At 59.0% G+C, this 25,799-nt stretch carries 22 protein-coding genes; 12 read left to right on the top strand and 10 right to left on the bottom strand.

Annotated features, from left to right (window positions below):
• The first annotated feature begins 202 nt into the window (after window positions 1-202).
• On the top strand, window positions 203-661 hold the full coding sequence (locus tag FPT12_RS11280) for a DUF4879 domain-containing protein (RefSeq protein WP_256676704.1): 459 nt from the start codon (window positions 203-205) through the stop codon (window positions 659-661).
• Between the two features lie 79 nt (window positions 662-740).
• Window positions 741-1,292 carry a DJ-1 family glyoxalase III gene (locus FPT12_RS11275; protein ID WP_145016326.1) on the top strand — a complete coding sequence of 184 codons (552 nt, stop codon included), beginning with the start codon at window positions 741-743 and terminating at the stop codon, window positions 1,290-1,292.
• Here the strand turns inward: FPT12_RS11275 and FPT12_RS11270 are convergent.
• A complete protein-coding gene (locus FPT12_RS11270; RefSeq protein WP_145016325.1) occupies window positions 1,258-2,541 on the bottom strand; it encodes an MFS transporter in 1,284 nt (427 codons plus the stop codon). The two genes, FPT12_RS11275 and FPT12_RS11270, sit on opposite strands and share 35 nt — an antisense overlap.
• A gap of 396 nt (window positions 2,542-2,937) precedes the next feature.
• Here FPT12_RS11270 and FPT12_RS11265 point away from each other — a divergent pair, with 396 nt between their 5' ends.
• The 3 genes from FPT12_RS11265 to FPT12_RS11255 all read left to right on the top strand — a co-directional run bounded on the left by FPT12_RS11265 (window position 2,938) and on the right by FPT12_RS11255 (window position 5,618).
• Entirely contained in the window at window positions 2,938-4,371 is a 1,434-nt protein-coding gene (locus FPT12_RS11265) for a cytochrome ubiquinol oxidase subunit I (protein WP_145016324.1), read from the top strand.
• 3 nt (window positions 4,372-4,374) lie between these two features.
• Window positions 4,375-5,382, top strand: coding sequence for a cytochrome d ubiquinol oxidase subunit II (gene cydB, locus FPT12_RS11260; protein WP_145016323.1), 1,008 nt, complete (start codon window positions 4,375-4,377; stop codon window positions 5,380-5,382).
• A gap of 68 nt (window positions 5,383-5,450) precedes the next feature.
• Window positions 5,451-5,618 (top strand): DUF2474 domain-containing protein, encoded by a 168-nt coding sequence (locus FPT12_RS11255; protein WP_123423563.1) that lies wholly within the window; start codon window positions 5,451-5,453, stop codon window positions 5,616-5,618.
• 84 nt (window positions 5,619-5,702) lie between these two features.
• On the opposite strand, the gene FPT12_RS11250 is transcribed toward FPT12_RS11255, so the two are convergent.
• Both FPT12_RS11250 and FPT12_RS11245 read right to left on the bottom strand, forming a co-directional pair.
• Complete coding sequence (locus FPT12_RS11250; protein ID WP_145016322.1) at window positions 5,703-6,827, bottom strand: methyltransferase; 1,125 nt, start codon at window positions 6,825-6,827, stop codon at window positions 5,703-5,705.
• Between the two features lie 204 nt (window positions 6,828-7,031).
• Window positions 7,032-7,748, bottom strand: coding sequence for an autoinducer binding domain-containing protein (locus FPT12_RS11245; protein WP_145016321.1), 717 nt, complete (start codon window positions 7,746-7,748; stop codon window positions 7,032-7,034).
• 347 nt (window positions 7,749-8,095) lie between these two features.
• Between FPT12_RS11245 and FPT12_RS11240 the strand changes: the two genes are divergently transcribed.
• Window positions 8,096-8,872 (top strand): ferredoxin--NADP reductase, encoded by a 777-nt coding sequence (locus tag FPT12_RS11240; RefSeq protein ID WP_145016320.1) that lies wholly within the window; start codon window positions 8,096-8,098, stop codon window positions 8,870-8,872.
• Between the two features lie 45 nt (window positions 8,873-8,917).
• Here FPT12_RS11240 and mscL read toward each other — a convergent pair whose 3' ends face one another.
• Window positions 8,918-9,331, bottom strand: coding sequence for a large-conductance mechanosensitive channel protein MscL (gene mscL, locus FPT12_RS11235; protein ID WP_145016319.1), 414 nt, complete (start codon window positions 9,329-9,331; stop codon window positions 8,918-8,920).
• 285 nt (window positions 9,332-9,616) lie between these two features.
• On the opposite strand from mscL, the gene katB reads away from it, so the two are divergent.
• The 3 genes from katB to radA all read left to right on the top strand — a co-directional run bounded on the left by katB (window position 9,617) and on the right by radA (window position 13,189).
• On the top strand, window positions 9,617-11,158 hold the full coding sequence (gene katB, locus FPT12_RS11230; RefSeq protein ID WP_145016318.1) for a catalase KatB: 1,542 nt from the start codon (window positions 9,617-9,619) through the stop codon (window positions 11,156-11,158).
• A 63-nt stretch (window positions 11,159-11,221) separates the two neighbouring features.
• Entirely contained in the window at window positions 11,222-11,776 is a 555-nt protein-coding gene (locus FPT12_RS11225; RefSeq protein ID WP_145016317.1) for an ankyrin repeat domain-containing protein, read from the top strand.
• A 45-nt stretch (window positions 11,777-11,821) separates the two neighbouring features.
• Window positions 11,822-13,189, top strand: coding sequence for a DNA repair protein RadA (radA, locus tag FPT12_RS11220; protein ID WP_019691594.1), 1,368 nt, complete (start codon window positions 11,822-11,824; stop codon window positions 13,187-13,189).
• Between the two features lie 28 nt (window positions 13,190-13,217).
• Here the strand turns inward: radA and FPT12_RS11215 are convergent, their stop codons facing one another.
• Window positions 13,218-13,586, bottom strand: coding sequence for a PilZ domain-containing protein (locus FPT12_RS11215; protein WP_145016316.1), 369 nt, complete (start codon window positions 13,584-13,586; stop codon window positions 13,218-13,220).
• Between the two features lie 159 nt (window positions 13,587-13,745).
• On the opposite strand from FPT12_RS11215, the gene FPT12_RS11210 reads away from it, so the two are divergent.
• From FPT12_RS11210 to yjiA, 3 genes are all read left to right on the top strand, one after another.
• Window positions 13,746-15,812: a carbon starvation CstA family protein gene (locus FPT12_RS11210; protein WP_145016315.1), complete on the top strand. Its 2,067-nt coding sequence runs from the start codon at window positions 13,746-13,748 to the stop codon at window positions 15,810-15,812.
• Between the two features lie 15 nt (window positions 15,813-15,827).
• On the top strand, window positions 15,828-16,025 hold the full coding sequence (locus FPT12_RS11205) for a YbdD/YjiX family protein (protein WP_071553229.1): 198 nt from the start codon (window positions 15,828-15,830) through the stop codon (window positions 16,023-16,025).
• Window positions 16,026-16,202: 177 nt separating this feature from the next.
• On the top strand, window positions 16,203-17,174 hold the full coding sequence (gene yjiA / locus FPT12_RS11200; protein ID WP_145016314.1) for a GTPase: 972 nt from the start codon (window positions 16,203-16,205) through the stop codon (window positions 17,172-17,174).
• 104 nt (window positions 17,175-17,278) lie between these two features.
• On the opposite strand, the gene FPT12_RS11195 is transcribed toward yjiA, so the two are convergent.
• The 5 genes from FPT12_RS11195 to FPT12_RS11175 all read right to left on the bottom strand — a co-directional run bounded on the left by FPT12_RS11195 (window position 17,279) and on the right by FPT12_RS11175 (window position 25,693).
• On the bottom strand, window positions 17,279-18,001 hold the full coding sequence (locus FPT12_RS11195) for a GntR family transcriptional regulator (RefSeq protein WP_145016313.1): 723 nt from the start codon (window positions 17,999-18,001) through the stop codon (window positions 17,279-17,281).
• A 43-nt stretch (window positions 18,002-18,044) separates the two neighbouring features.
• Window positions 18,045-18,749, bottom strand: a complete 705-nt coding sequence (locus FPT12_RS11190; protein ID WP_145016312.1) for a FadR/GntR family transcriptional regulator — start codon at window positions 18,747-18,749, stop codon at window positions 18,045-18,047.
• A gap of 68 nt (window positions 18,750-18,817) precedes the next feature.
• The gene (locus FPT12_RS11185) at window positions 18,818-20,131 is read right to left on the bottom strand and encodes a C4-dicarboxylate transporter DctA (RefSeq protein WP_019691600.1); all 1,314 of its coding nucleotides are present in this window, start codon (window positions 20,129-20,131) and stop codon (window positions 18,818-18,820) included.
• A gap of 259 nt (window positions 20,132-20,390) precedes the next feature.
• On the bottom strand, window positions 20,391-21,644 hold the full coding sequence (glyA, locus tag FPT12_RS11180) for a serine hydroxymethyltransferase (RefSeq protein ID WP_145016311.1): 1,254 nt from the start codon (window positions 21,642-21,644) through the stop codon (window positions 20,391-20,393).
• A 200-nt stretch (window positions 21,645-21,844) separates the two neighbouring features.
• Entirely contained in the window at window positions 21,845-25,693 is a 3,849-nt protein-coding gene (locus FPT12_RS11175) for a bifunctional diguanylate cyclase/phosphodiesterase (protein WP_145016310.1), read from the bottom strand.
• Window positions 25,694-25,799 lie beyond the last annotated feature (106 nt).

Raw genomic sequence — 25,799 nt, 5'->3', positions numbered from 1 at the left:
GGCGCGCCCGGCGCCGTGAATGTATCGACTTCAACAGCAAAGCACAGGCCGTGCCAGGCACCTGAGTATTTTCTATCGGTCGGAAAAAGCCGCGCATCATACCAGCCGTGTGCGGCTATGGCTGCCTAATGGCGTTGATCGTCGGCGATGTTTTGCAGTTTGAGGGAGTGGGGCATACTGCGCGCTGGTTTTGGGAGTGGATATGTCTTCTATAAAGAACAGGATGATTCTGGCTTTTGGCCTGTCTGGCGCCATGTTGTTCGGTGCGCACACCGCACTGGCAGCGTCTGCACCGCCACTGAGCGAAGTCAAGGTCCTCAAGGTCCAGTCGACCTCCTGCGGCATTGAAGATATTGCGCCAGGGCAGGAGAAGACGCAGTGCGATCATGCCGGCCCCGGCATCAAGATCTACGTGCTGGAGATCGGCTACGGCCGCCTGCCGAATGCAACGCTGGACGGCTTTGAAGTCAATGGCGTGCGGGCGCCTGTCTGCGCCTATGGCAACGGCAATCTGACGGAATGCTCCGGCGTGGCCAGCAAAATCGTCGGCAACCTCTACACCTTTGATCTGGCAGGTAAGCAGGAAGGCACTTTCACCTTCAGTAATACCTCGATCAATGCACCGGGCAATACGCTGTCGACGCAGCTGTACATCAAGTAACTTTCACTGGTAACAGCAGGCTCGAACATCTGTCAGCAAAGCTGACTACGCTTTAAGGATCACCCTGTGGACGCGGACCATGACCTTTAGAGCCCTGATTACCCTTGCCGAAGGTATCGACGACCTGCAAGCCGTGACACTGATCGACGTGTTACGCCGTGCGAAAGTCGAAGTGGTGGTGGCGAGCATCGAATCACGGCGCATGCTCACCTGCGCCCGTGGCACTCGATTGACCGCCGACGCGATGCTGGTCGATGTGTTGGCGCAACCGTTCGATCTGGTCGTTTTGCCGGGTGGCGCCGTCGGCGCTCAGCGCCTGGCCGCTCATCAACCTTTGTTGCAACTGGTCCAGGATCAATCCGCCGCCGGGCGCCTGTTTTCCGGTATCGCCGAGTCACCGGCGCTGGCGCTGCAAGCCTTTGGCGTATTGCGTCAGCGGCGCATGACCTGCCTGCCCGCCGCCAGCCATCATTTGCTCGGCTGCACATTCGTCGATCAACCGGTGGTCATCGACGGCAACTGCATCACCGCCCAAGGTTCGAGCGCAGCCCTGGCGTTTGCGTTGGTGCTGGTTGAACGACTGTGTGGCAAGGCCGTCAGGGCTGCGGTGGCATCAGAGTTGCTGGTTTAGCGGGCTCCATTGAGGCCTTCGGCTCATCCACCGGCACATGCATGCGGTCGCGCTGTGCCAGGGTCGGGAACAGTTTGATCCACGTCCCGGTGACCAGCAGCGTACCGATTCCGCCCATGACCACCGCCGGTACGGTGCCGAACCAGTGGGCGGTGAGTCCGGATTCGAATTCACCCAACTGGTTCGAAGCACCGATGAACAAACCGTTCACCGCGCTGACCCTGCCGCGCATTTCGTCCGGGGTTTCCAGTTGCACGAAGGACGCGCGGATCACCATGCTGATCATGTCGGCTGCGCCGAGCACCACCAGCACCGCCAGCGAGAACCAGAACGAGGTCGACAGGCCGAAGGCGATGGTCGCGACGCCAAACACCCCGACGGCCGTGAACATGACCCGTCCGACGTTGCGTTCCACGGCAAACCGCGCCAGCCATAACGACATCAACAAGGCCCCGACCGCTGGCGCCGAGCGCAGCAGGCCCAGCCCCCAGGGACCGGTCAGCAGGATGTCCTTGGCAAACACCGGCAGCAGCGCCGTGGCGCCTCCGAGCAACACCGCGAACAAATCCAGTGAGATCGCCCCGAGAATGTCCGGGCGGTTGCGAATGAAGCGAACCCCGGCAAGCAACGAATCCAGCGTTGCCTTGCCCTTGTTCAGCGGGGTTTGCCGTGCGGGCAGGTTGAGCATCAGGGTGCAGGCGATGAGGTACAGAATCACCGTCGGGCCATACACCCAGACGCTGCCGAAGGCATACAGCAAACCACCCAGCGCTGGCGCGACGATGGTGGCTGACTGCTGAGCCGACTGGGACGCGGCCACTGCGCGCGGAAACAGTGCACTGGGGACAATCGTCGGTAATAACGCCTGGGTGGTCGGCATTTCGAATGAACGGGCGGCGCCGAGCAGGAACGCGAGGATGAAGATCATCTCGCGGGTGACGTGATCAGTGGCGCTGCCAATCGCCAGGGCGAGGGCGATCATCGCCTGCAAAGACTGGCAGATGGCCGCGACTTTGCGCCGGTCATAACGGTCCGCCACATGCCCGGTGTGGAGCATGAACAACACCCGTGGCGCGAACCCCACGAGCCCGACCAGGCCCAGGTCCAGCACGTTACCGGTGAGTTGATAGAGGTTCCAGCCGATAGCCACCGTCAGCATCTGGAAGCTGCTGGCGGCAAACACCCGCGCCAGCCAGAACGCAATGAACGGGCGGTGATGGCGCAACAACAGCGGGGCTTGGGTCGGCATCGGCAGGCAGGTCTGAACGAGGAAAAATCGAGATTATCACCAAGTTGTAACCTGAAGTTGCGTGTGCGGGAAATTTAGTTAGCTAGACACCTATCCTGAAGCCCGCGTCGTACCTTCGCCACAGCGAATACCGCAGCCCTGAACAGAACGGTGAGGCAACCTGTCACGCGGCAAAAGACCACACAGTCGGGCGCTGAAAATGGGACTACTCTTTCATCGTTACTTGATCCAGATCAAAACCCTTGGTGGATTTGCTCTGGCGGCCAGATGGCCAGACTCCCTGCGTTGCGATGGTTGTAAAAAACAACGAATTTGAATTCGCCACACTCCATAACCGTGGGGGCGGTGGGTGCAGGCTTCCAGCCAGCAGCCGTATTACCAGACAGAGGAAGACTTATGTTCGGTTTGGAGGCACTTGATCTCGCCCGAATTCAGTTCGCGTTCACCATCTCGTTTCACATCCTGTTCCCGGCGATCACCATCGGCCTGGCGAGTTACCTGGCGGTGCTTGAAGGCTTGTGGCTGAAGACCCACAACGATACCTACCGTGATCTGTACCACTTCTGGTCGAAGATATTTGCCGTCAACTTCGGCATGGGGGTGGTCTCCGGATTGGTCATGGCTTATCAGTTTGGCACCAACTGGAGCCGCTTCTCGGACTTTGCCGGTTCCGTCACCGGGCCGCTGCTGACCTATGAAGTGCTTACGGCGTTCTTCCTCGAAGCCGGTTTTCTTGGCGTCATGCTGTTTGGCTGGAACAGGGTCGGGCGCAAGCTGCACTTCTTCGCCACCGTCATGGTGGCCATCGGCACGCTGATCTCGACGTTCTGGATTCTTGCCTCCAACAGCTGGATGCAAACCCCGCAGGGCTACGAAATCGTTAACGGCCAGGTAATTCCGGTGGACTGGCTGGCGGTGATTTTCAACCCGTCGTTCCCGTACCGCTTGATGCACATGGCCACTGCAGCTTTTGTGGCCACTGCCTTCTTTGTCGGCTCGTCAGCCGCCTGGCACTTGTTGCGCGGCCGTGATAACCCGGCGATTCGCACCATGCTGTCGATGGCCATGTGGATGGCCTTGATCGTTGCACCGATTCAGGCCGTGATCGGTGACTTCCACGGCCTCAACACGCTCAAGCATCAGCCGGCGAAAATCGCCGCGATTGAAGGTCACTGGGAAAACGTCGGCAATGAGCCGACCCCGCTGATCCTGTTTGGCTGGCCGGACATGAAAGCCGAGAAGACCAAGTTCGCAGTCGAAATTCCGTACCTGGGCAGCCTGATCCTGACTCACTCGCTGGACAAACAGGTCCCGGCACTCAAGGAGTTCGCGCCCGAAGACCGGCCGAACTCGACCATTGTGTTCTGGTCGTTCCGGATCATGGTCGGGCTGGGCTTCCTGATGATCTTTACCGGTCTGTGGAGTCTGTGGCTGCGCAAGCGTGACAGGCTGTATTCGAACCGTGCATTCCTCTACCTGGCGCTGTGGATGGGGCCATCGGGCCTGATCGCGATACTCGCCGGTTGGTTCACCACTGAAATCGGCCGTCAGCCGTGGGTGGTGTACGGGCTGATGCGCACTGCCGATGCTTCATCCATGCACAGTTTCCTGCAAATGAGCATTACCCTGGCGCTGTTCGTCGTGGTGTATTTCTCGCTGTTCGGCGTCGGCCTTGGCTACATGATGCGCCTGGTGCGCAAAGGGCCGAAGATCAACGAAGGTGCTGAAACGAGCCACGGTGGCCCTGGTCAGCAACGCACGCCGGCCCGTCCGCTTTCCGCGGCCGACGATAACGGTGATCACAGCCACAGCCTGAACAAGGGGAATTGAGTCATGGGTATTGATCTTCCGCTGATCTGGGCCGTGATCATCATCTTCGGCATCATGATGTACGTGGTCATGGATGGTTTTGACCTGGGAATCGGCATTCTCTTTCCCTTCATCAAGGGCGACCGCGACCGCGATGTGATGATGAACACCGTCGCGCCGGTCTGGGACGGTAATGAAACCTGGCTGGTATTGGGTGGTGCGGCGTTGTTCGGCGCGTTCCCGCTGGCGTATTCGGTAGTGCTGTCGGCGTTGTACCTGCCGCTGATCCTGATGCTGATCGGCTTGATCTTCCGCGGTGTGGCCTTCGAGTTCCGCTTCAAGGCCAAGGACCACAAGCGACACATCTGGGACAAGTGCTTTATCGGCGGTTCGCTGACGGCGACGTTCTTTCAGGGCGTGGCGCTGGGGGCATTTATCGACGGCATCCCGGTGGTCAATCGGCAGTTCGCCGGCGGCACGCTGGACTGGCTGACACCGTTCTCGCTGTTCTGCGGTGTGGCGCTGATCGTCGCTTATGCGCTGCTCGGCTGCACCTGGCTGATCATGAAAACCGAAGGCCAGTTGCAGGAGCAGATGCACAACCTGGCACGACCGCTGGCGTTGGTGCTGCTGGCGGTGACCGGTATCGTCAGCATCTGGACTCCGCTGGCCCATGCCGAGATTGCTGCGCGCTGGTTCACCCTGCCGAACCTGTTCTGGTTCTTGCCGGTGCCGATCCTGGTGTTGGTGACCCTGTACGGTTTGATACGTGCTGTGGCCCGTAATGCCCACTACACGCCGTTCCTGTTGACCCTGGTGCTGATCTTCCTCGGTTACAGCGGTCTGGGTATCAGCCTGTGGCCGAATATCGTGCCGCCGTCGATTTCGATCTGGGACGCCGCCGCCCCGCCGCAAAGCCAAGGCTTCATGCTGGTCGGCACCCTGTTCATCATCCCGTTCATTCTGGGCTACACCTTCTGGAGCTACTACGTGTTCCGCGGCAAGGTGACCCATGACGACGGTTACCACTAGCAGGAGCAAAGCTTGCTCGCGATGGCGTCTTGAAAGGCGCCATCAAACCCAGACCGAGGACCGGGGCAATGGCTAATAAACACTCTTTGCAGGAAATCGAACAGGCTGAGAAGAAGCCGCTCTGGCAGCGGCTTGGCTGGCTGGCAATGATCTGGACCGGCAGCGTATTGGCGCTGTTTGTCGTGGCCAGCCTGATGCGCATGTTCATGAACGCTGCTGGCCTGACCACTCACTGATCGACCCGAACATCCCATCCCGTGCTTTGCGGCACGGATTTATAACCCTCCGCTGGAGGGTTTTTTTTGCCTGGGAGTTGGCCTTTATTTACGGGCCTTGAGGATCACGAATTTGGGCGTTGCCGCGACCTGCTCGACACCGCGGAACAGCCGCGCCAGTTTGCTGTGATAACCCAGATGCCGGTTGCCGACGATGTATAGCGCGCCGCCCACCACCAGTGATTCGCGAGCCTGCTGGAACATCCGCCAGGCGAGGAAGTCACCGACCACCTGTTGTTGATGGAAGGGTGGATTGCACAGCACCACGTCCAGCGACTGCGGCTCCTGCCCGGCCAGACCATCGCCCGCCCGCACGATGACTTCGCGTTCACCGAGGGCGGCCTGCCAGTTTTCGGTGGCGGATTGCACGGCCATGAACGATTCGTCCACCAGCGTGTAGTGGGCTTGAGGGTTTTGCAGGGCACTGGCGATGGCCAATACACCGTTGCCACAACCCAGGTCGGCGACTCGCGCGCTACCCAGGTTTTTCGGCAGATGAGGGAGAAATGCCCGGGTACCGATGTCCAGGCCTTCGCGACAAAACACATTGGCGTGGTTCAGTAGCTCGATTGCCGGCTCGTCGAGCGTGTAGCGAGTCGGGTAGGGCGACTGCGCGGGTTGCCTGGCGCCGGGAGTGGCAATCAGCAAGCGGGCTTTCTTGACTGCAAGCGACGCTTGCACCGGGCCGATGTGGCGCTCCAGCAGATCACCGGCAGCCCGTGGCAGGTGTTTGATCATGGCCGCGGCAACCACTTGCGCGCCAGGTGCCAGTTGCGTTTGCAGGCGGATCAGTTGCTCTTCCAGCAACGCCAGGGTTTTGGGGACGCGGATCAGTACCCGATCGAACGGACCGACCAGTGGCGCGCTAGCCGGTAGCACTGACACGGCATCAAAGGGAAGGCCATTGCGTACCAGGTTCTTTTCCAATGCCAGGGCTGCGAGAAACGAATCACCGCTACTGGTGACCTGAACCTTACCGACAAGGCTCGCCGCCAGCGCACCAAAGCTGTCATTGAGCACCAGCACCCGGGTATCGGCGCTGGGCTGCTGTTCGGCCAGATGATTGAGCAGGTACTCGTCGGCTGCATCGAACGCTTGCAGCGGTTCGTTCTGCTGTTCGGGCTGGCGGATCAGGTCAAGTTGGGCGAAGGGGCTTTCGAGCAGGGGCATGGGGCGGGGACTCTGGGTAATCAACGGGTGTCCCGCGGTTTTGCACGTATTCAATGCTGGACGGGACCGCCTGAGTGAACTGCGTTGCGGTGTCGTTCGCTTCATCACTCAGAAGGGGTGTAAATGGTACGTTTTTTTCCGTCGGATTACTCGCAGGTTTTACCGTCGAGGTCAGCAATGACAGGCAGGGGCGTTGGTTGTGGCTCAGATATATTTGCACTTCGCAGCCTGCACCACCGCAGAAATTTTGTTGGTGACCCCCAGTTTCTTGATCGCATTGCCCATGTGGAAATTTACTGTACGTGGGGTGAGGTTCAGGATGAGCCCGGTTTCCGATGCGGTCTTGCCTTGCGCAGACCACTTCAGCACCTCCGTTTCTCGCGTCGATAATTGAGTCGCGCTTAAGCCGCCCTGAGTCTTGCAGGCCAGCTTTTGCAACGCGAGGACATGCAGCTTATGACTGATGAACGTTGCATAACCGAGGTTTTCATAGAGTTCATACGCGGTGATACGGCAATGGCTTCGGGCGACGCTGAGCATGCCGCTGTTGTGGTGGTTCAGGTCATGTACCGGTAGTGCCCAACCATATTGCATGCCTTCATGTGCGAGTTCGCGCCGCAGTTCGGGGACGTTGCTGAAGGTCTCGCTGTCCCAGAGGATAGGTAGCATTGAGTGATTGCAATGGGCCACTGTCGGATCTGTCGCGCAGTAATTGTTTTGCTCATAATGGGTGTTCCAGCTGGTTGAGTAATTATTAAGATTTACCTTGTTAAAACAGTGGGTTGGTGCATGAGAAAACATCGAAAACGCACAATATTCGTAGCCAAGATTGTTAAAGAAACCGAGTGCTATTTTGTAAGCATTTTCAATATTTAACTCGCAAATCAACAGTTTTAGCTGATTTTCCTTCCAGGTATCCATAGAAAGCGCTCCTTGTATTTCACTTCGTAGGCACTGGCATTTATTGGATCCAATTTTCACGTCACGATTGTAGGATGAATCTTACATATGTGAAGTGAATTTTTGTTCTTGATGGATTCTTCAAATGAATAACCGGTTCTTAGGAGAACAGAACCTGTACAGAGCATTAGACTTCGTCCGTTATCTGTAGAGATATTAAAACTATCTTCATCTTTATAGCCGTGAACCCTGCCTTTAACTCTTTGGTTAACAGTTCGTCGTCTGTTGATTAATACCACTGCAAATCGGCGGTGTTTCTTCGTCCGGCTTTGCGGGACACTGGAGCGACCAGACCAATGGAGCGCCCCATGACCGCCAGCGCAGAGAAGTTCACCCGTCAAACCCTGCTCGATGTCCAGCCATTGACCCCCAGCCTGTTCACGCTGCGTACCACGCGAGATCCGGGATTTCGTTTTCGGGCCGGGCAATTTGCTCGTTTAGGGGTTACCAAGGCTGACGGCAGTACGGTATGGCGTGCCTATTCCATGGTGTCCTCACCCCATGATGAATTTCTTGAGTTCTTTTCCATCGTCGTTCCGGGTGGCGAATTTACCAGCGAGCTGAGTCGTCTGGAGGTGGGCAATACCTTGATGGTCGACCGTCAGGCCTTTGGTTTCCTGACCCTTGATCGCTTCGTCGATGGCCGTGATCTCTGGTTATTGTCCACGGGGACGGGTATTGCGCCGTTTCTGTCGATCCTGCAGGACTTCGAGGTCTGGGAGAAGTTCGAGCGAATCATTCTGGTGTATAGCGTGCGCGAAGCACGGGAGCTGGCATATCAGGCGCTGATTGCTGAATTGGATGAGCGTGAGTATTTGGCGGAACACGCCCATAAATTGCAATTTATCACCACGGTCACCCGTGAGCCGCATCCGCCAGCGTTGAGCGGGCGTATCACCCGGTTGATCAAAAATGGCGAGCTGGAGCGGGTGGCTGGTGTCGCCATCACGGTCGAACATTCGCGAGTGATGCTCTGTGGAAATCCGCAGATGATCGATGACACACGCAGCCTGCTGAAAGAGCGCGGCATGCAACTGAGTCTGACTCGGCGACCCGGTCAGGTGGCTGTGGAAAATTACTGGTAATGAAAAACGACGCCATCAGGCGCCGTTTATTTCGCAACGCAGCCTTCAGGGCTTGTTGTTCTGTGCTTTGAGCAGGTCGCGAATCTCGCTCAACAGCTCTTCTTCCTTGGTCGGAACCGGCGGCAGGCTTGGCGCCACAGCTTCTTCACGCTTCAGGCGGTTGATGGCTTTCACGCCCGCGAAGATCGCGAACGCGACGATCAGGAAGTCGATGATGCTCTGGATGAATTTGCCGTAGGCCAGCACCACGGCCGGGACAGTGCCCTGTGCCGCTTTCAGCGTGACCGAGAGGTCCGCGAAGTCCACCCCACCGATCAGCAGGCCGATTGGCGGCATGACAACATCGCCGACAAACGACGAAACGATCTTGCCGAACGCGGCGCCGATGATAATACCGACGGCCATGTCGACCACATTACCTTTGACCGCGAAGGCCTTGAACTCATTGAGCACGCCCATAGGTTATTCCTTGTTACAGATGAGGTTGGTGAACGCAGTGTAAATCAGCACGTCGGGTCTTGCTCGACACAACTTCTTATAGCGTTCGCTGCTATCGACCCGATTGGCGGTCAATAGTTTTCAAAGTGCCATCAATCGCACGCGAAATACCCGCCACCCCACAGATAGACCAGAAAAAACTCTCAATCGACTCGTTGTGTTCTTTCTATTTATGTTTTGACTGTCTGGTCACTAGCCTCTGTTCAGCGCACCTGGATGCGCTGCACAAAACCAGAGGAGTTCGACATGACCACCGCCATTAGCCGAGGGGCTTTTTCCCATCGCCGTGTATTCGGCGTCTTGACCGCCAGCCTGCTGTCATTCTCCGTTCACGCGGCGACCCTGACCCGCGATAACGGTGCCGCCGTGGGCGACAACCAGAACTCGCAGACCGCGGGGGCCACTGGTCCGGTGCTGTTGCAGGACGTGCAACTGATCCAGAAACTCCAGCGCTTTGATCGCGAACGCATCCCGGAGCGGGTCGTACATGCCCGCGGCACGGGTGCCCATGGCAGTTTCACGGTAACCGATGATCTCAGTGACCTGACCAAGGCCAAAGTCTTTGCCGCTGGCCAGACGACGCCGGTGTTCGTGCGTTTTTCAGCGGTGGTGCACGGCAACCATTCCCCGGAAACCCTGCGCGATCCACGAGGCTTTGCCACCAAGTTCTACACCGCAGACGGCAATTGGGACCTGGTCGGCAATAACTTCCCGACCTTCTTCATCCGCGATGCAATCAAATTCCCGGACATGGTCCACGCCTTCAAGCCAGACCCTCGCTCCAACCTGGATGATGACTCACGCCGGTTCGACTTCTTTTCCCATGTCCCGGAAGCCACTCGGACGTTGACCGAGTTGTATTCCAACGCCGGTACGCCGGCGAGTTACCGGGAAATGGACGGTAATGGCGTTCACGCCTATAAATTGGTCAATGCCAAAGGCGAAGTCAGTTATGTGAAGTTTCATTGGAAGAGTTTGCAGGGGATTAATAACCTCGACCCAGAAGCCGTTACCAAAGTTCAGGGGCAAGACTACAGTCATATGACCAATGACTTGGTGGCTCATATTAATAAAGGCGACTTTCCAAAGTGGGACTTGTACGTTCAGGTTCTAAAACCTCAAGACTTGTACAAGTTTGACTTCGATCCATTGGATGCTACCAAGATCTGGCCGGGTATCCCTGAGCGAAAAGTTGGACAAATGGTGCTCAATCGTAATCCTGCGAATGTCTTTCAGGAAACCGAGCAAGTTGCTATGGCGCCGGCCAATCTAGTGCCGGGAATTGAACCTTCGGAAGATCGTTTGTTGCAAGGTCGCGTGTTCTCTTATGCCGATACGCAGCTGTATCGCCTGGGCGCCAATGCGTTGCAGTTACCGATCAATGCGCCAAAAGTAACGGTGAACAACGGTAACCAGGACGGAGCAATGAACACGGGTCGCAGCAGCGGCGGTGTGAACTATCAGCCGAGTCGTCTGGAGTCACGTGAGGAGCCTCAAGCGGCACGCTATAGCCAGTCGGCGCTGTCGGGTACGACCCAGCAGGCGAAAATCCAGCGCGAGCAAAACTTCAAGCAGGCCGGCGATCTGTATCGTTCGTTCAGCAAGAAGGAGCGTAGCGACCTGATCGAAAGCTTTGGTGGCTCGCTGGCTACCACGGATGACGAAAGCAAGCACATCATTCTGTCCTTCCTCTATAAGGCTGACCCGGAATACGGCACCGGCGTGACCAAGGTCGCCAAGGGGGATCTGAGTCGCGTCAAGGCGCTCGCGGACAAACTGGTCGACTGATCGTAATTGCCTCAACCGGCTCTCGCACGACTCAGTGCCGTGCGAGAGCCCAGGAGCTGTGCCATGCGAATGTATCTTTGCCTGTTTCTGGCCAGCCTGGCGTGCAGCGTTTATGCAGAGCCGGGTGCCGACCTGACCAAGGATCCGGCAGCGCTCAAGGCGCAATTGCAGGATTACTACTTTGACGCCGCTCGTCGCGGCGATGTGCCGATGCTCGAGACGTTCATCGAGGCAGGCTATTCCCTCGAGACTCGCGACAGCAAGGGTTACACCGCGTTGATCCTGGCGGCTTACCATGGTCAGTCTGCGGCGGTAGAGCGCTTGCTCGGCGCCGGGGCCAATGCCTGCGCCCAGGACCTGCGTGGCAACACGGCGCTGATGGGGGCGATCTTCAAGGGCGAAGTGCAAATAGCCCGGCGACTGTTGGCGACCGATTGCAACCCGGAGCAACGTAATGGCGCAGGCCAGACAGCGGCGATGTATGCGGGCCTGTTCAAACGGCTCGAGTTGCTCGACGCCTTGGCTGCCAAGGGGGCCGACCTGAATGCCGAGGATCCGCTGGGTAACAGCGCCGCGCGTCTGGCCGCGGGCGAAATCCGTACCGCGGCGCCGCGCTGATCGTGTCCAGCTGAGCTATCATCGCGGTTTTTTCCGGGAGTTCAGATGGCCAAGGCAAAGCGCATGTACGGCTGCACCGAGTGCGGCTCGACCTTCCCCAAGTGGGCCGGCCAATGCGGCGAATGCGGGGCCTGGAACACCCTGACTGAAACCCTGGTGGAAAGTGGCGGTGCCGCGGCCCCCAGCGGTCGAACCGGCTGGGCCGGGCAGCAGGCGCAGATCAAGACGCTGGCCGAAGTCAGCGTGGAAGAAATTCCACGCTTCTCCACCGCGTCCGGTGAGCTGGATCGGGTGCTCGGTGGCGGTCTGGTTGACGGCTCGGTGGTGTTGATCGGCGGTGATCCGGGGATCGGCAAGTCGACGATCCTTCTGCAAACCTTGTGCAACCTCGCAACCCGGATGCCGGCGCTTTATGTCACGGGCGAAGAGTCCCAGCAGCAAGTGGCCATGCGTGCCCGACGTCTGGGCTTGCCGCAAGATCAACTGCGGGTCATGACCGAAACCTGCATCGAAACCATCATCGCCACGGCCCGAGTGGAAAAACCCAAGGTCATGGTGATCGACTCGATCCAGACGATTTTCACCGAGCAACTGCAATCGGCACCGGGCGGCGTCTCTCAGGTTCGCGAAAGCGCGGCATTGCTGGTGCGTTACGCGAAACAAAGCGGCACGGCGATTTTCCTCGTCGGCCACGTGACCAAAGAAGGCGCATTGGCGGGGCCCCGAGTGCTGGAGCACATGGTCGACACGGTGCTGTATTTCGAAGGCGAGTCGGATGGACGCTTGCGTCTGTTGCGGGCGGTGAAAAACCGCTTCGGTGCGGTCAACGAGTTGGGCGTGTTTGGTATGACCGACAAGGGCCTGAAGGAAGTCTCCAACCCTTCGGCGATTTTCCTCACCCGCGCGCAGGAAGAAGTGCCGGGCAGCGTAGTGATGGCGACGTGGGAAGGCACGCGACCGATGCTGGTGGAGGTTCAGGCGCTGGTGGACGACAGTCACCTGGCCAACCCGCGCCGTGTCACCCTCGGCCTGGATCAGAATCGTCTGGCCATGCTGTTGGCAGTGCTGCACCGTCATGGCGGTATACCGACTCACGACCAGGACGTATTCCTCAACGTGGTCGGCGGGGTCAAGGTGCTGGAAACGGCATCCGACCTGGCGTTGATGGCGGCCGTGATGTCCAGCCTGCGCAATCGGCCATTGCCTCATGATCTGTTGGTGTTCGGTGAGGTTGGCTTGTCCGGTGAAGTGCGGCCGGTGCCGAGTGGTCAGGAGCGCTTGAAGGAAGCTGCCAAGCACGGCTTCAAACGCGCCATCGTGCCCAAGGGCAATGCGCCGAAGGAAGCGCCCGCCGGGTTGCGGATCATCGCGGTGACGCGACTGGAACAGGCGTTGGACGCGCTATTCGAATAAACACACCCCTCGTAGCTACCGCAGGTGGTCAAATGCGGATCAGCGCGCCCAGCTCCCGCTCAAGTTCGGCTTGATCGCCCGTGTTGAGTTCGACCAGCCGTCGCAGTTTGCTGACAGACTCCAGATCGATGTACCGACAGACGAAGCCTAACTGGTGGTTATTGTCATGGGACAGTTGCACATCCATGCGGATCTCGGTGTCACTGCTCAGGTGAATGTCGACCGAAAACATCTTCTCTGTGTCCCCAAGCCAGGGCTCGGGGCGTTCGATCAACAGGCCCTTGAGTGACAGGTCGAGCAGTTTCACCGGCCAGCGATGCTCGCCTTGGCTGAGCTCGGTTTTGGCATCGAAGGCAATGCGTTTGAAGCGGCGGTGATTGGCGGGGTGGTCCCTCATGGCGCAATCCTCTGGGTGTTCGCTGACTATAGACCAGCATCCGCACAGGCTGCCACTCAAGGCCGGGTTCACGACCTATGTCGGGGTATGGTCTTTGGCGCCAGTAGCGCTAAACTCGGGGTGACTGTCTTTTTTGTCCACTCTGGCTGGAATAAGAAAATGAAAAATAATAATAGCCTGCTGCGCCACTTACCCTGGCTGTTGCTGGCAATTGTAGGCGCCTGTGCCTTGGGCGTAGTGGCTTTGCGGCGAGGCGAGGCGATCAATGCCTTGTGGATTGTGGTCGCGGCAGTGGCCATCTACCTGGTCGCTTACCGTTACTACAGTCTGTTCATTGCCAATAATGTGATGCAGCTCAATCCACTGCGAGCCACCCCAGCTGTCGTCAACAACGACGGTCTGGACTACGTGCCAACCAATAAACACATTCTTTTCGGTCACCACTTCGCGGCCATCGCGGGTGCTGGTCCGTTAGTCGGTCCAGTGTTGGCGGCGCAGATGGGCTATTTGCCCGGTACGCTCTGGCTGATCGCCGGCGTGGTGCTGGCCGGTGCCGTTCAGGACTTCATGGTCCTGTTCATGTCGACCCGCCGCAACGGCCGCTCCCTGGGCGACATGGTCCGTGAAGAAATGGGGCAGATTCCCGGGACCATCGCGCTGTTCGGCTGCTTCCTGATCATGATCATCATCCTCGCGGTGCTGGCGCTGATCGTGGTCAAGGCCCTGGCCGAAAGTCCGTGGGGCATTTTCACAGTGATGGCGACCATCCCGATCGCGATGTTCATGGGCGTGTACATGCGCTACATCCGCCCGGGCCGCATCGGTGAAATCTCCATCGTCGGCGTGCTGCTGTTGCTCGGCTCGATCTGGCTGGGCGGGCAGATTGCCGCTGATCCGGTCTGGGCCAAGGCGTTCAGCTTCACCGGGATCCAGATCACCTGGATGCTGATCGGTTATGGTTTCGTCGCGGCAGTATTGCCGGTCTGGCTGATCCTGGCACCGCGCGACTACCTGTCGACCTTCCTCAAGATCGGTACCATTGTCGCCCTGGCGATTGGTATCCTGATCACCATGCCCGAGCTGAAAATGCCGGCGTTGACCCAGTTCATCGATGGCACCGGGCCGGTGTGGAAGGGCGGTCTGTTCCCGTTCCTGTTCATCACCATTGCCTGTGGCGCGGTCTCGGGTTTCCACGCCTTGATTGCTTCGGGGACCACGCCGAAACTGTTGGCGAGTGAAGGTCATGCCCGTTACATCGGTTACGGTGGCATGCTGATGGAGTCCTTCGTGGCCATCATGGCGATGGTGGCGGCTTCGGTGATCGAGCCGGGCGTGTACTTCGCCATGAACAGCCCGGCGGCGATCGTCGGCGGTGACGTGATGCAAGTCGCGCAAACAGTCAGCAGCTGGGGCTTTGCGATTACGCCCGAAGCGCTGCAAGCGGTGGCCAAGGATATTGGTGAAACCACCGTTCTGGCTCGCGCCGGCGGTGCGCCGACCCTGGCGGTCGGCATCGCGCAGATCCTGCACAGCGTTCTGCCGGGTGAAAACACCATGGCGTTCTGGTATCACTTCGCGATCCTGTTCGAAGCGCTGTTCATCCTGACGGCGGTCGACGCCGGCACCCGTGCCGGGCGTTTCATGCTGCAGGATTTGCTCGGCTCCTTCGTTCCAGCGCTTAAACGTACCGAGTCCTGGACCGCCAACCTGATCGCGACCGCCGGTTGCGTGGCAATGTGGGGCTACCTGCTGTATCAGGGCGTGATCGACCCGCTGGGGGGGATCAACACCTTGTGGCCGCTGTTCGGTATCTCGAACCAGATGCTGGCCGGTATCGCGCTGATGCTCGGCACCGTGGTGCTGATCAAAATGAAACGCCAGCGCTACATCTGGGTGACCTTGCTGCCAGCCGCCTGGCTGCTGATCTGCACCACCACCGCAGGCTTCATCAAGCTGTTCGACGCCAACCCGGCGATCGGCTTCCTGTCGCTGGCCAAAAAATACAGCGATGCCCTGGCCAACGGTCAGATCCTCGCGCCGGCCAAGGACATCACGCAGATGCAGCACGTGATCTACAACGCCTACACCAACGCAACGCTGACGGCGCTGTTCCTGTTCGTGGTCTTCAGCATCCTGTTCTATGCGATCAAGGTCGGTATTTCCGCCTGGGGCAGCAAAGAACGCACGGATAAAGAATCGCCATTCCAGGCTATTCCAGAAGCGTAATCGAGGGTTGCAAACATGTTCAATGACTTGAGTCGCCTCGGTAAATACCTCGGTCAGGCCGCACGCCTGATGGTCGGCATGCCCGACTACGACACCTACGTCGAGCATATGCACACCAAGCACCCGGACAAACCGGTGATGAGCTACGAGGCGTTCTTTCGGGAACGTCAGGAGGCTCGTTACGGTGGCAAGGGTGGGCCGAAGTGCTGTTGACCCGCTGACGGCGGGTTGTCAGATCTGACGTGGGAGCAGACTTGTGTGGGAGCGAGCTTGCTCGCGATGGCATCACCTCGGTGTTGGCGATAAACCGAGTTGTCTGCATCGCGAGCAAGCTCGCTCCCACAAAAAGCCTGCTCCCATTTTTATTTGTGTAGTTGAAGGAGATCGAGTTTGTCCTCTCCCATCCCGGTAACCGTTCTCAGCGGCTTTCTCGGCGCCGGCAAAACCACGCTGCTGCGTCATCTGCTCAAAGCCGAGCACGGCCTGAAAATCGCCGTGATCGAAAACGAATTCAGCGACGCCGGCATTGACACCCAGCTCTTGGGCGATGAGCCGGTGCAAGTCATGACACTGTCCAACGGTTGTGTCTGCTGCACCATTCACACCGACCTGACCAAGGCCCTGTACCTGTTGCTGGAACGCCTGGACAGCGGCGAAATCGCCTTCGACCGTCTGGTGATCGAATGCACCGGCCTGGCCGATCCGGCACCGGTGGCGCAGACCTTCTTCATCGATGAAGAGCTGCGCGAGCGCTACATCCTCGACGGCATCATCACCTTGGTCGATGCAGCGCACGCCGAGCAGCACCTGACCCAGACCATCGCCCAGGCGCAGATTGGCTTTGCCGACCGCTTGCTGGTGAGCAAGCGCGATCTGGTCGACGAGGTGACGTTCAACGCGCTGAGCGAACGTCTGACCCGCATCAATCGTCGGGCGCCGATCCGTGTCGTCGAACATGGCAAGATCGATCTGGCCGAGTTGCTCGACGTGCGTGGTTTCAATCTCAACGCCGACCTCGGCGGTGGTGTAAGCCTGCGCCCGGTGGGCAAGGCGCCGTCTATCGACCGCATCTCGAGCCTGGTGCTGCGGACCGACAAACCGCTGGATATCGACAAGCTCAGCGAGTTCATGAACGAACTGCTGGAAGACCACGGCAAGCAACTGCTGCGCTACAAAGGGGTGCTGAACATTGTCGGCGAACCTCGGCGCATGGTGTTTCAGGGAGTGCTGAAGTTGTACGGTTTTGACTGGGATACCGAGTGGGCCGAGGATGACGCGCGGGAAAGTGTGATCGTGTTTATTGCCGATGATCTGCCGGAAGAGAAGATTCGCGAGGGGTTTGCGCGGGTTGCTGCGGAGTAAGGTCGGATATCTTCTGTGTGTTTGAGGCCGTCATCGCGGGCAAGCCTTGCTCCTGCAAGGCGTGCGTATCACTTGTAGGAGCAAGGCGTGCCCGCGATGGCGATCTAACCGGCGACGCTATCAGGGGCCGATTCCGGGCTCAGCAATTTCTCCTCAAGATGATCCAGGTGCTCGGTCATCAACCCCACGGCAGCCTTGGCGTCTCCGCGCTCTATCGCCTCGACAATCGCCGCATGCTCCTGCCACGCACAATGACTGGGCGACTGTTCTTCGTAGCAGGCGATAGCCAGCGATGTCAGCGGCACCAGGCTACCAAGAAATTGTGCCAGCGGTGCGTTGCCGGCAACTTGCGCCAGTTGCAGATGGAACTCACCCGACAGGCGAATCGCCGGCCCACGCTGGTTTTGCTCGATACAGCGGCGTTCGCGTTCGATCAGTTCGTGTAACTGCGGCAGATGCCGGGAAGTCGGTTGCTGGCAGGCCAGTCGCACCAGGGTGGTTTCAGTCAGCCTGCGGGCGTGGAGTATCTGGCGGGTTTGTTCGGCATCGGGGGCAGCAACTTGCGGACGATGATTGGGCCGCAGGATGACCACTTGCTGATGGGACAATCGCGCCAGTACCTGGCGGATGATGCTGCGGCTGACACCGAATGCCTGGCCAAGGCTTTCTTCGGTGAAGCGGCTGGCCGGGGCGATGCGTTGTTCGAGAATGGCGTCGAAAATCTGCGGATAGATGTCATCGACGCAACGCTTCTTTTCGCTCTGGCGGCGCAAGGGCAGGGCGGCGGAAATCGAGAAAACGGGATTCTTCAAGGCGTAGGAACTCATGGCCTGTCTCCAGTCCGGTTGCCGATAGGGGTTCTACAAGCAGTTATTGGCCCAGATTGTCGTCCGGGATATTCATTTCAATGCCCATGCGTTCCCCTTCCTGAAGAATGTGCCGGCGCATTTCGGCGCTGGCCAGGGCACTGTTTTTACTGCGGATCGCGCGGACCACGGCTTCGTTTTCTTCCAGGCGCCCGGCCAAATGTTCCGGCGAATTGCGCAGCATCTCGGCGCTCTGTTTGAGAGCGTTGCTGGTTTGCTGCACGACGTTCTGGAAGATCGGGTTCGAGGTCAGGGTGAACAGTTCTTCGTGGAATGCGATGTAGGCGTTCATTCCGGCTTCGCTGTCGTTGGCTTCGAGGGCTTCGCGCATGTCCATCAGCGTCAGGCGCAGTTGGCCGATTTCCTTGCTGCTGATGGACTGGGCAACCAATCCGACAATGAACGGTTCGAGGGTGTAACGCAGTTGCAGCACATCCTCGAGACTGGCGCCGGCTACGCCACTGTCGTTGGCTGGCGCGTCGTTCAGGTTGGCCTCAAGCACCACCACGCCTTTGCCGGGCATGGAGCGCACCAGGCCGAGGGTTTCCAGCACGATCACCGCTTCACGCAGGCTAGGCCGGCTGATACCCAGTTGTTCAGCCAGTTCGCGTTGCCCCGGCAACATATCGCCCGAGCGCCACTGCCCGCGCGCCAACGCGGCGCGAAGCTTTTCAACCACTGAATTTACAACTGTCGACGAGGTAATCACTGTTCGCTCCATGAGAGACGGTAAAACGCTGAGTTGTTGTGCCTGCCAGTGACAGGCACAAGGTTCGGTCAAAATTCTTGCTGATGCGCGGGCGGTGCTGATTTACGCGACTGGAAGGTGTAACCCTGCTCGCCGGACAGTACCTTGTTGGCACGCTGGACATCGATGTCTTTTTCCCAGCGGGCGATGGCCACGGTGGCGACACAGTTACCGATCAGGTTGGTCAGTGCCCGGCCAATGCCCATGAACCAGTCCACTGCCAATACCAGCACCAGGCCCACCACCGGAATCGCCGGGATCGCGGTCAGGGTCGCCGCCAGAATCACCAGGGCCGAGCCGGGAATGCCGTGGGCACCTTTGGAGGTGATCAGCGAGACCAGCAGGATGGTCAGCAAATCGCTCATGGCCAGTGGTGTGCCGGTGGCGTTGGCGATAAACACGATGGCCAGGGTCAGGTAGATCGAAAAACCATCGAGGTTGAACGAATAACCGGTTGGAATCACCAGGCCAACTGTCGAGCTACCGATGCCCAGGTGCTCCAGTTTGCGCATGATCTGCGGGAGCACGGCGTCAGAGGAGGCGGTGCCCAGGACGATCAGCAACTCTTCGCGCAGGTATTTGAGAAATGGCAGCAGCCGCAGGCCGGAAAGGCGCATCACCAGCCCCAGGATCAACGACACGAACACCGTACACGTCAGGTAGAACAGGCCGATCAGGCTGCCCAGGTGTTGCAGGGAGTCCAGGCCATATTTGCTGGTGGTGAAGGCAATCGCACCAAACACACCAATCGGTGCCAGACGTACGATCATGCCCATGATGCGGAAGATCACATGGCTGAGCTCGTTGATCAGTCGCGAGATCCCCGACGCCGCTTCACCCACCAGGTTCAGCGCACTGCCAAACAAGACCGAGAACAGCAGCACCTGCAAGATGTTGTTGTCGGCAAAGGCGCCAATCACCGAGGTCGGGATCAGGTCCATCAGAAACTGAGTGGTGGTGTGCATGTGCTGGCCGCGCTGGGCGATATCGCCCATGTCGGCGGTGGAAAGCTGATCCAGATGAATGTTCGCGCCGCTGCCGATACCGGTACTGAACGCGAACACCAGACCGATCACCAGGGCGATGGTGGTCAGCACTTCGAAGTAGATCACCGATTTGAGGCCGATGCGTCCGACCTTTTTCAGGTCGCCAGCGCCGGAAATGCCGCTGACCACCACGCAGAACACGATCAGGCCGATGAGCATTTTGATCAGTTTGATGAAGCCGTCGCCGAGGGGTTTTAACTGGGCGGAGTATTCGGGAAGGGTCAGTCCGCAGATGATGCCGAGCACCAGTCCAAGGACAACTTGAAGGAAGATTGAGCGCGAGCACCATCTGAGCATGGGAGGAATCCTGGTGAGTGTCCCGGGTGCCGTGCGCTGTGCGCATCAGATTCAGGACTTAATTATTGTGGTCTTACCGGTATGTCCAGTGCAGGCGCAGTGTAGGCGCTGTTTTCGGAGGGTCGCAAGCGGAAAATGACAAATTGGCTTTACCGGTCTTACCAGTTGAGCGGTAAGGGCCGATCTTGAGCGGTTTCGCAGGCGAAAAAAAACCGGCCATCACTGGCCGGTTTCTTTTTGCTGCGGTTTAGCGGGCTGATTAAGCGCCGTATACCGGCAGCTTCTTGCAGATGGCCTTGACCTTCTCGCGAACGGCGTCGATCACCGCTTCGTTGTTCAGGTCTGCCAGGATGTCGCAGATCCAGCCGGCCAGCTCTTTGCACTCAGTCTCTTTGAAGCCGCGAGTGGTCACAGCCGGAGTACCGAAACGCAGGCCGGAGGTGACGAACGGGGAGCGTGGATCGTTCGGTACCGAGTTCTTGTTCACAGTGATGAACGCTTTGCCCAGAGCGGCGTCGGCGTCTTTACCGGAGATTTCCTGCTTGATCAGCGACAGCAGGAACAGGTGGTTTTCGGTACCGCCGGAGACCACGTCAAAACCGCGCTCGATGAACACGCCGGCCATGGCCTGGGCGTTCTTGACCACTTGTTGCTGGTAGGTCTTGAACTCAGGCTGCAGGGCTTCCTTGAAGCAGATCGCTTTAGCGGCGATCACGTGTTCCAGCGGGCCGCCCTGGGCGCCCGGGAATACTGCGGAGTTGAGTTTCTTCTCGATGTCGGCGTTGGCGCGAGCCAGGATCAGGCCGCCACGTGGACCGCGCAGGGTCTTGTGGGTCGTGGTGGTGACCACGTCAGCGAATGGCACCGGGTTCGGATAGACGCCAGCAGCGACCAGACCAGCGACGTGAGCCATGTCGACGAACAGGTAGGCGCCCACCTTGTCAGCGATTTCACGGAAGCGCGGGAAGTCCAGGATCTGCGAGTAGGCAGAGAAACCGGCCACGATCATTTTTGGCTTGTGCTCAACAGCCAGACGCTCGACTTCGTCGTAGTCGATCAGGCCGTTGCTGTCGATACCGTACTGAACGGCGTTGTACAGCTTGCCGGAGGAGGAAACGCTGGCGCCGTGGGTCAGGTGACCGCCGTGGGCCAGGCTCATGCCCAGGATGGTGTCGCCCGCTTGCAGCAGGGCCAGGTAAACGGCGCTGTTGGCTTGCGAGCCGGCGTGTGGCTGAACGTTGGCGTAATCGGCGCCGAACAGCTGCTTGGCACGGTCGATGGCCAGTTGCTCAACCACGTCGACGTACTCGCAACCGCCGTAGTAGCGCTTGCCTGGGTAGCCTTCGGCGTACTTGTTGGTCAGAACCGAGCCTTGAGCTTCCATCACCGCAGGGCTGGTGTAGTTTTCCGAAGCGATCAGCTCGATGTGTTCTTCCTGGCGCTGAGCTTCTTGCTCCATGGCGGCAAAAAGGTCGGCGTCGTACTTGGCAATAGTCAAATCACGGCTGAACATGGCGGTCCTCAAGGATCGGGGGGCAGAAAAGGAAGGCATTCTAACCCAATGGGTTTTGTCTGGCATATGAAAGGACATCATGTCGCAGACAAGTGGTGTTCATGACGGGATATGCGGTGATTGTGCAGGCCTCATCGCGAGCAGGCTCGCTCCACAGGCGGTGATATCCATAGATCGTTCCCACGCTCCACATGGGAAGGTCAGTCGAACATGAACAACGCATCATTGCTGAACTGCGCTTCGAAACGCGCCGCCGGCATCGGGCGGCCAAACAGATAACCCTGCACTTCGTCGCAGCCGTGTTCACGCAGGAAGTCGAGCTGTTCGTGGGTTTCCACGCCCTCGGCGATCACCGCCAGGTTCAGGCTGTGGGCCATGGCGATGATCGCTCGGGCAATCTGCGCGTCCTGTTCGCCGGACGGCAGGCCGTCGACGAAGGTCCGGTCGATTTTCAGCACATCGATCGGGAACTGCTTCAAGTAGTTCAGCGATGAATAACCGGTGCCGAAGTCGTCGACCGCGATGCTCAGGCCCAGGTTTTTCAGCCCGGCGAGAATCTGCATGGCTTCGCTGACTTCACGCATCAGGATGCTTTCGGTCAGTTCCAGCTCCAGGCAGGCCGGTGGCAGGCCCGTGTCCTTGAGGATGGTGGCGATGCGCGTGCCAAGCTGGCCGTCGGAGAACTGCCGTGCAGAGATGTTCACCGAGACTTTCGGGACGCGGACCTTGTTCTGGTGCCAGCTCTTGAGCTGACGGCAGGCCTCGCTGATCACCCAGTCACCGACATCCACCACCAGTCCGAGCTCTTCGAGCACTGGTATGAAGTCTCCCGGCGGCACCAGCCCGCGACGTGGATGCTGCCAGCGCAGCAGGGCTTCGGCGCCGGTCAGGCGTTTACCGTCGCCGCTGAGTTGCGGCTGGTAGTACAGAACGAATTCGTTTTGCTCAAGGGCGTGGCGCAGGTCGCTTTCCAGTTCCAGGCGCTCCAGGGCGCTGGCGTTCATGTCCGCCTGATAGAACTGGAAGTTGTTCTTGCCGCGCTCCTTGGCGTGGTACATCGCCGTGTCGGCGTTCTTCATCAGTTGGCTCAGTTCGTTGCCGTCCTGAGGACTCAAGGCGATGCCGATGCTGGCGGTGACAAAGAACTCGCGGCCTTCGAGGACAAACGGCTTCACCAGGCTGGCAAGGATCTGCTCGGCCACATGAATCGCCCGATTCAGCGCGAGCTCACGGCTGGCACGCGGTTGCAGGAGCAAGGTGAACTCATCGCCGCCCATGCGCGCTACCGTGTCGTCATCGTCGACGCAAGCGAGCAGGCGGGTGGCCATTTCCTTGAGCATGCGGTCGCCGGCGGCGTGGCCGAGGGAGTCGTTGATCGGCTTGAAGCGGTCGAGATCGAGGAACATCAGCACGACCCACGACTTCTGCCGCTCTGCCGATTGCAGCGCGGTGTGCAACCGGTCCTGGAACAAGGTGCGGTTGGGCAGGTGGGTCAGGGCGTCATAGTAAGCGAGGCGGTGAATCCGCTGTTCGCTGGCCTTGCGTTCGCTGATGTCAGTAAAGAAGCACACGTAGCTGGCGAGGTCGCCTTCGTCATCGAGTACTGCCGTAATGCCGACCCACGCCGGGTAGTGTTCACCGTTGCGGCGCTTGAGCCAGACTTCGCCTTCCCAGGTGCTGTGCTGGTGCAGTTGCTTGAGCACATAGCGCAGGTGGGCTTCCTGCTGGTCATCGACGGTCAGCATGTTCGGCAACTGGTCGAGGACCTGCGCCACTTCATAACCGCTGACACGGCTGAAGGCTTCGTTGGCCTGCACGATGTAGCCGGCCGGGTCGGTGATCAGAATCGCCGACGTCGAGTGCTCGAAAACCGTGGCCGCCATGCGCAGGTCTTTCTCGGCGCGGCGCTGCTGGCTGATATCGCGACCGACCCCGAGCACACCTTCGAACGCGCCATGTTCATCCCAGACCAGGACCAGGCGCAGTTCGATCGGGATCTTGCGCCCGTCGGCGCGCAAGCAGTCGAACAGGAACAGCTGGGTTTGCACCTGACTGCGCAGTTGCGCCAGTTGCTCGGGTTTATCCAGAGCCTTGCTGACCCGGTCCATCAGGCTGTAGATGCCGGTCAATTGTTGCGGGTTGGCGATGGTTGATTGCCAGCCATTCTGGAAGATCCAGTCAACGTCATAGCCGAGCACGGCGTTCACCGACGGGCTGACGTAATTGAGCGAGAGTTTGCTGTCGGTGGAGAAAATCACGTCGCTGATGCTTTCAGCGAGCATCCGGTAACGCTGCTCGCTGTCGCGCAGGGACTCGCTGGCTTCGATCTGATCGGTAATGTCTTTGGCCACGCCAATGATGCGGGTGACCTGGTCGTGTTTGTCCCGCGCCAGCGCCTGCTCGCGGACTTCGAAACGCCGCCATTTGCCGTCGCGGTGACGGAAGCGCAACTGGCACTGCATCAGTTGGGTGTAACCGGCCTGGCGCTGTTCCTGCCGCAAGCGGTGGTAGTGATCGGCGTCTTCGGGGTGCAGCAGAATCTCCCAGAAGTACTCGCCCATCTGGTGCAGTTCGGTTTTGCTGTAACCCAGCGTCTGGCCCAGGTGGTGGTTACTGAAAATCATCCGCTGGCTGATCACGTCCTGCACGTAGAGATGATCGGGGACGGTACGCACGACATCCGACCAGAAACCTTCACGCTCCAGCAGCGACAGCTCGACAATTTTACGGCTGGTGATATCGCTGATGCTGAGGATCACCGCTTTGGCGTCGTGCTGAGCTTGTGGCAAATGCAACACCAGCCACAGATGCTGGTCGCGGCCCTGGGTGTCCCTGAGCTTGATCTCCAGTTCCAGCTGTTTCTGCTGGTTGAGCACGGCATCGAGCAACTGGTTGCCGATGGCATTGCCATCCAGTGGCCCGCCTTCGATCAGCAGCTTCCAGGCTTGCTCGCTGGACTGGACGTTGAGAAGGTGCAAGGCGACCTGGTTGACCTCGGTGATGCGCAACTCTTGTAGCAACTGTCGGCGTTGTTCGGCGTTCTCCAGCCACCGCTGCAATTGCTCGCTGGTGTGCAGTTGCGCCTTGTCGAGGCAGGCTTTGAGTCCGGAGAGATCCAGTACGCAGAGCGCAACACCGGTGCCGTCGAAAATGTCCCGATAGCGCCGACGTCCGTCGTGCACCTGACGCTGGCGTCGGCGCATATTCAACAATGCGATGAGTGGTAGCAGCGAGAAGGCCAAACCCAGCAGGCATTTGCCGATCAACACCGGCAGCAATTGTTCGAACACTCGTTGCCGGTCAAACAGCCCGCGTAATTGCCAGTCGCTGTTACTGAGTGGTACGACCAGTACGCTGTTCGCCAGGTCATTGGCGTTTACCGTGTCCGGCTTGTTCGAGGGCAACCCGTCGTCGCGGCTGATGATCAGTTGGTTGATGCGGTTTTCCACCACCCACAGCGGACGGATCCCGGTGTCACTCTGTTTGGTCAGTGAAGAGAAAAACGTCGGTCGCAGGCGCAAGACCCAGTAGTCGCGCGTGCCGCCGCTGGCCTGGTGCAGTAACAGGTTCACCACCGAGCCGTCGTTGGCATTGCTGAAGTAATGCACCTGCGCGTGACTGCGCCGGACCAGCTCGCTCAGGTAGTCGGCATCCTGGCTGTCGCTGGTGCTGTCACTGAGGATTTTCCCCGAGGGACTGAGCAGCGCCAGGCTGAGTAAATCAGGCAAGGACTGCTGCAGCTTGCGCAGCAACGCCTGTTGCTGATCAACGGTCTGCGGTTTTTCGACGATCGGTAGCAGATTCAGTGCGATCTGAGCGTTGAGCGCCATGTTCAGGCTGACTTGCGCGGCCAGATCGGCGGTGTAGTCGATGGTGTTCTGGCGCTGGCTGTTCTGGGTTTCGCTCAGTTGGTCGAACAATTGCCAGATCAGCAATCCGATCAACAGCAGGACAAGCGTCGCCAATGCACCTTTCAAGGTGCCGCGCAGGGGCGATCCGGTCGCAGGACTCAGTGCGCTCACGGATGAAGGCGGAGTGACATTGGACAAACTATGATCCTGCGGTTTGGCTGGATTGGCGCGACGTGCACTATAAGCCGGACGCCCGGAGGGCGGCTAGCATGCCTTGAGCTTTGGCAAAGTGCCAGCCCCTCTC

The sequence above is a fragment of the Pseudomonas sp. H3(2019) genome (assembly GCF_007713465.1).
GTDB lineage: Bacteria > Pseudomonadota > Gammaproteobacteria > Pseudomonadales > Pseudomonadaceae > Aquipseudomonas.
Note: the sequence above shows the minus strand (reverse complement) of the source record. Positions and strands in the feature narration are given on the sequence as shown.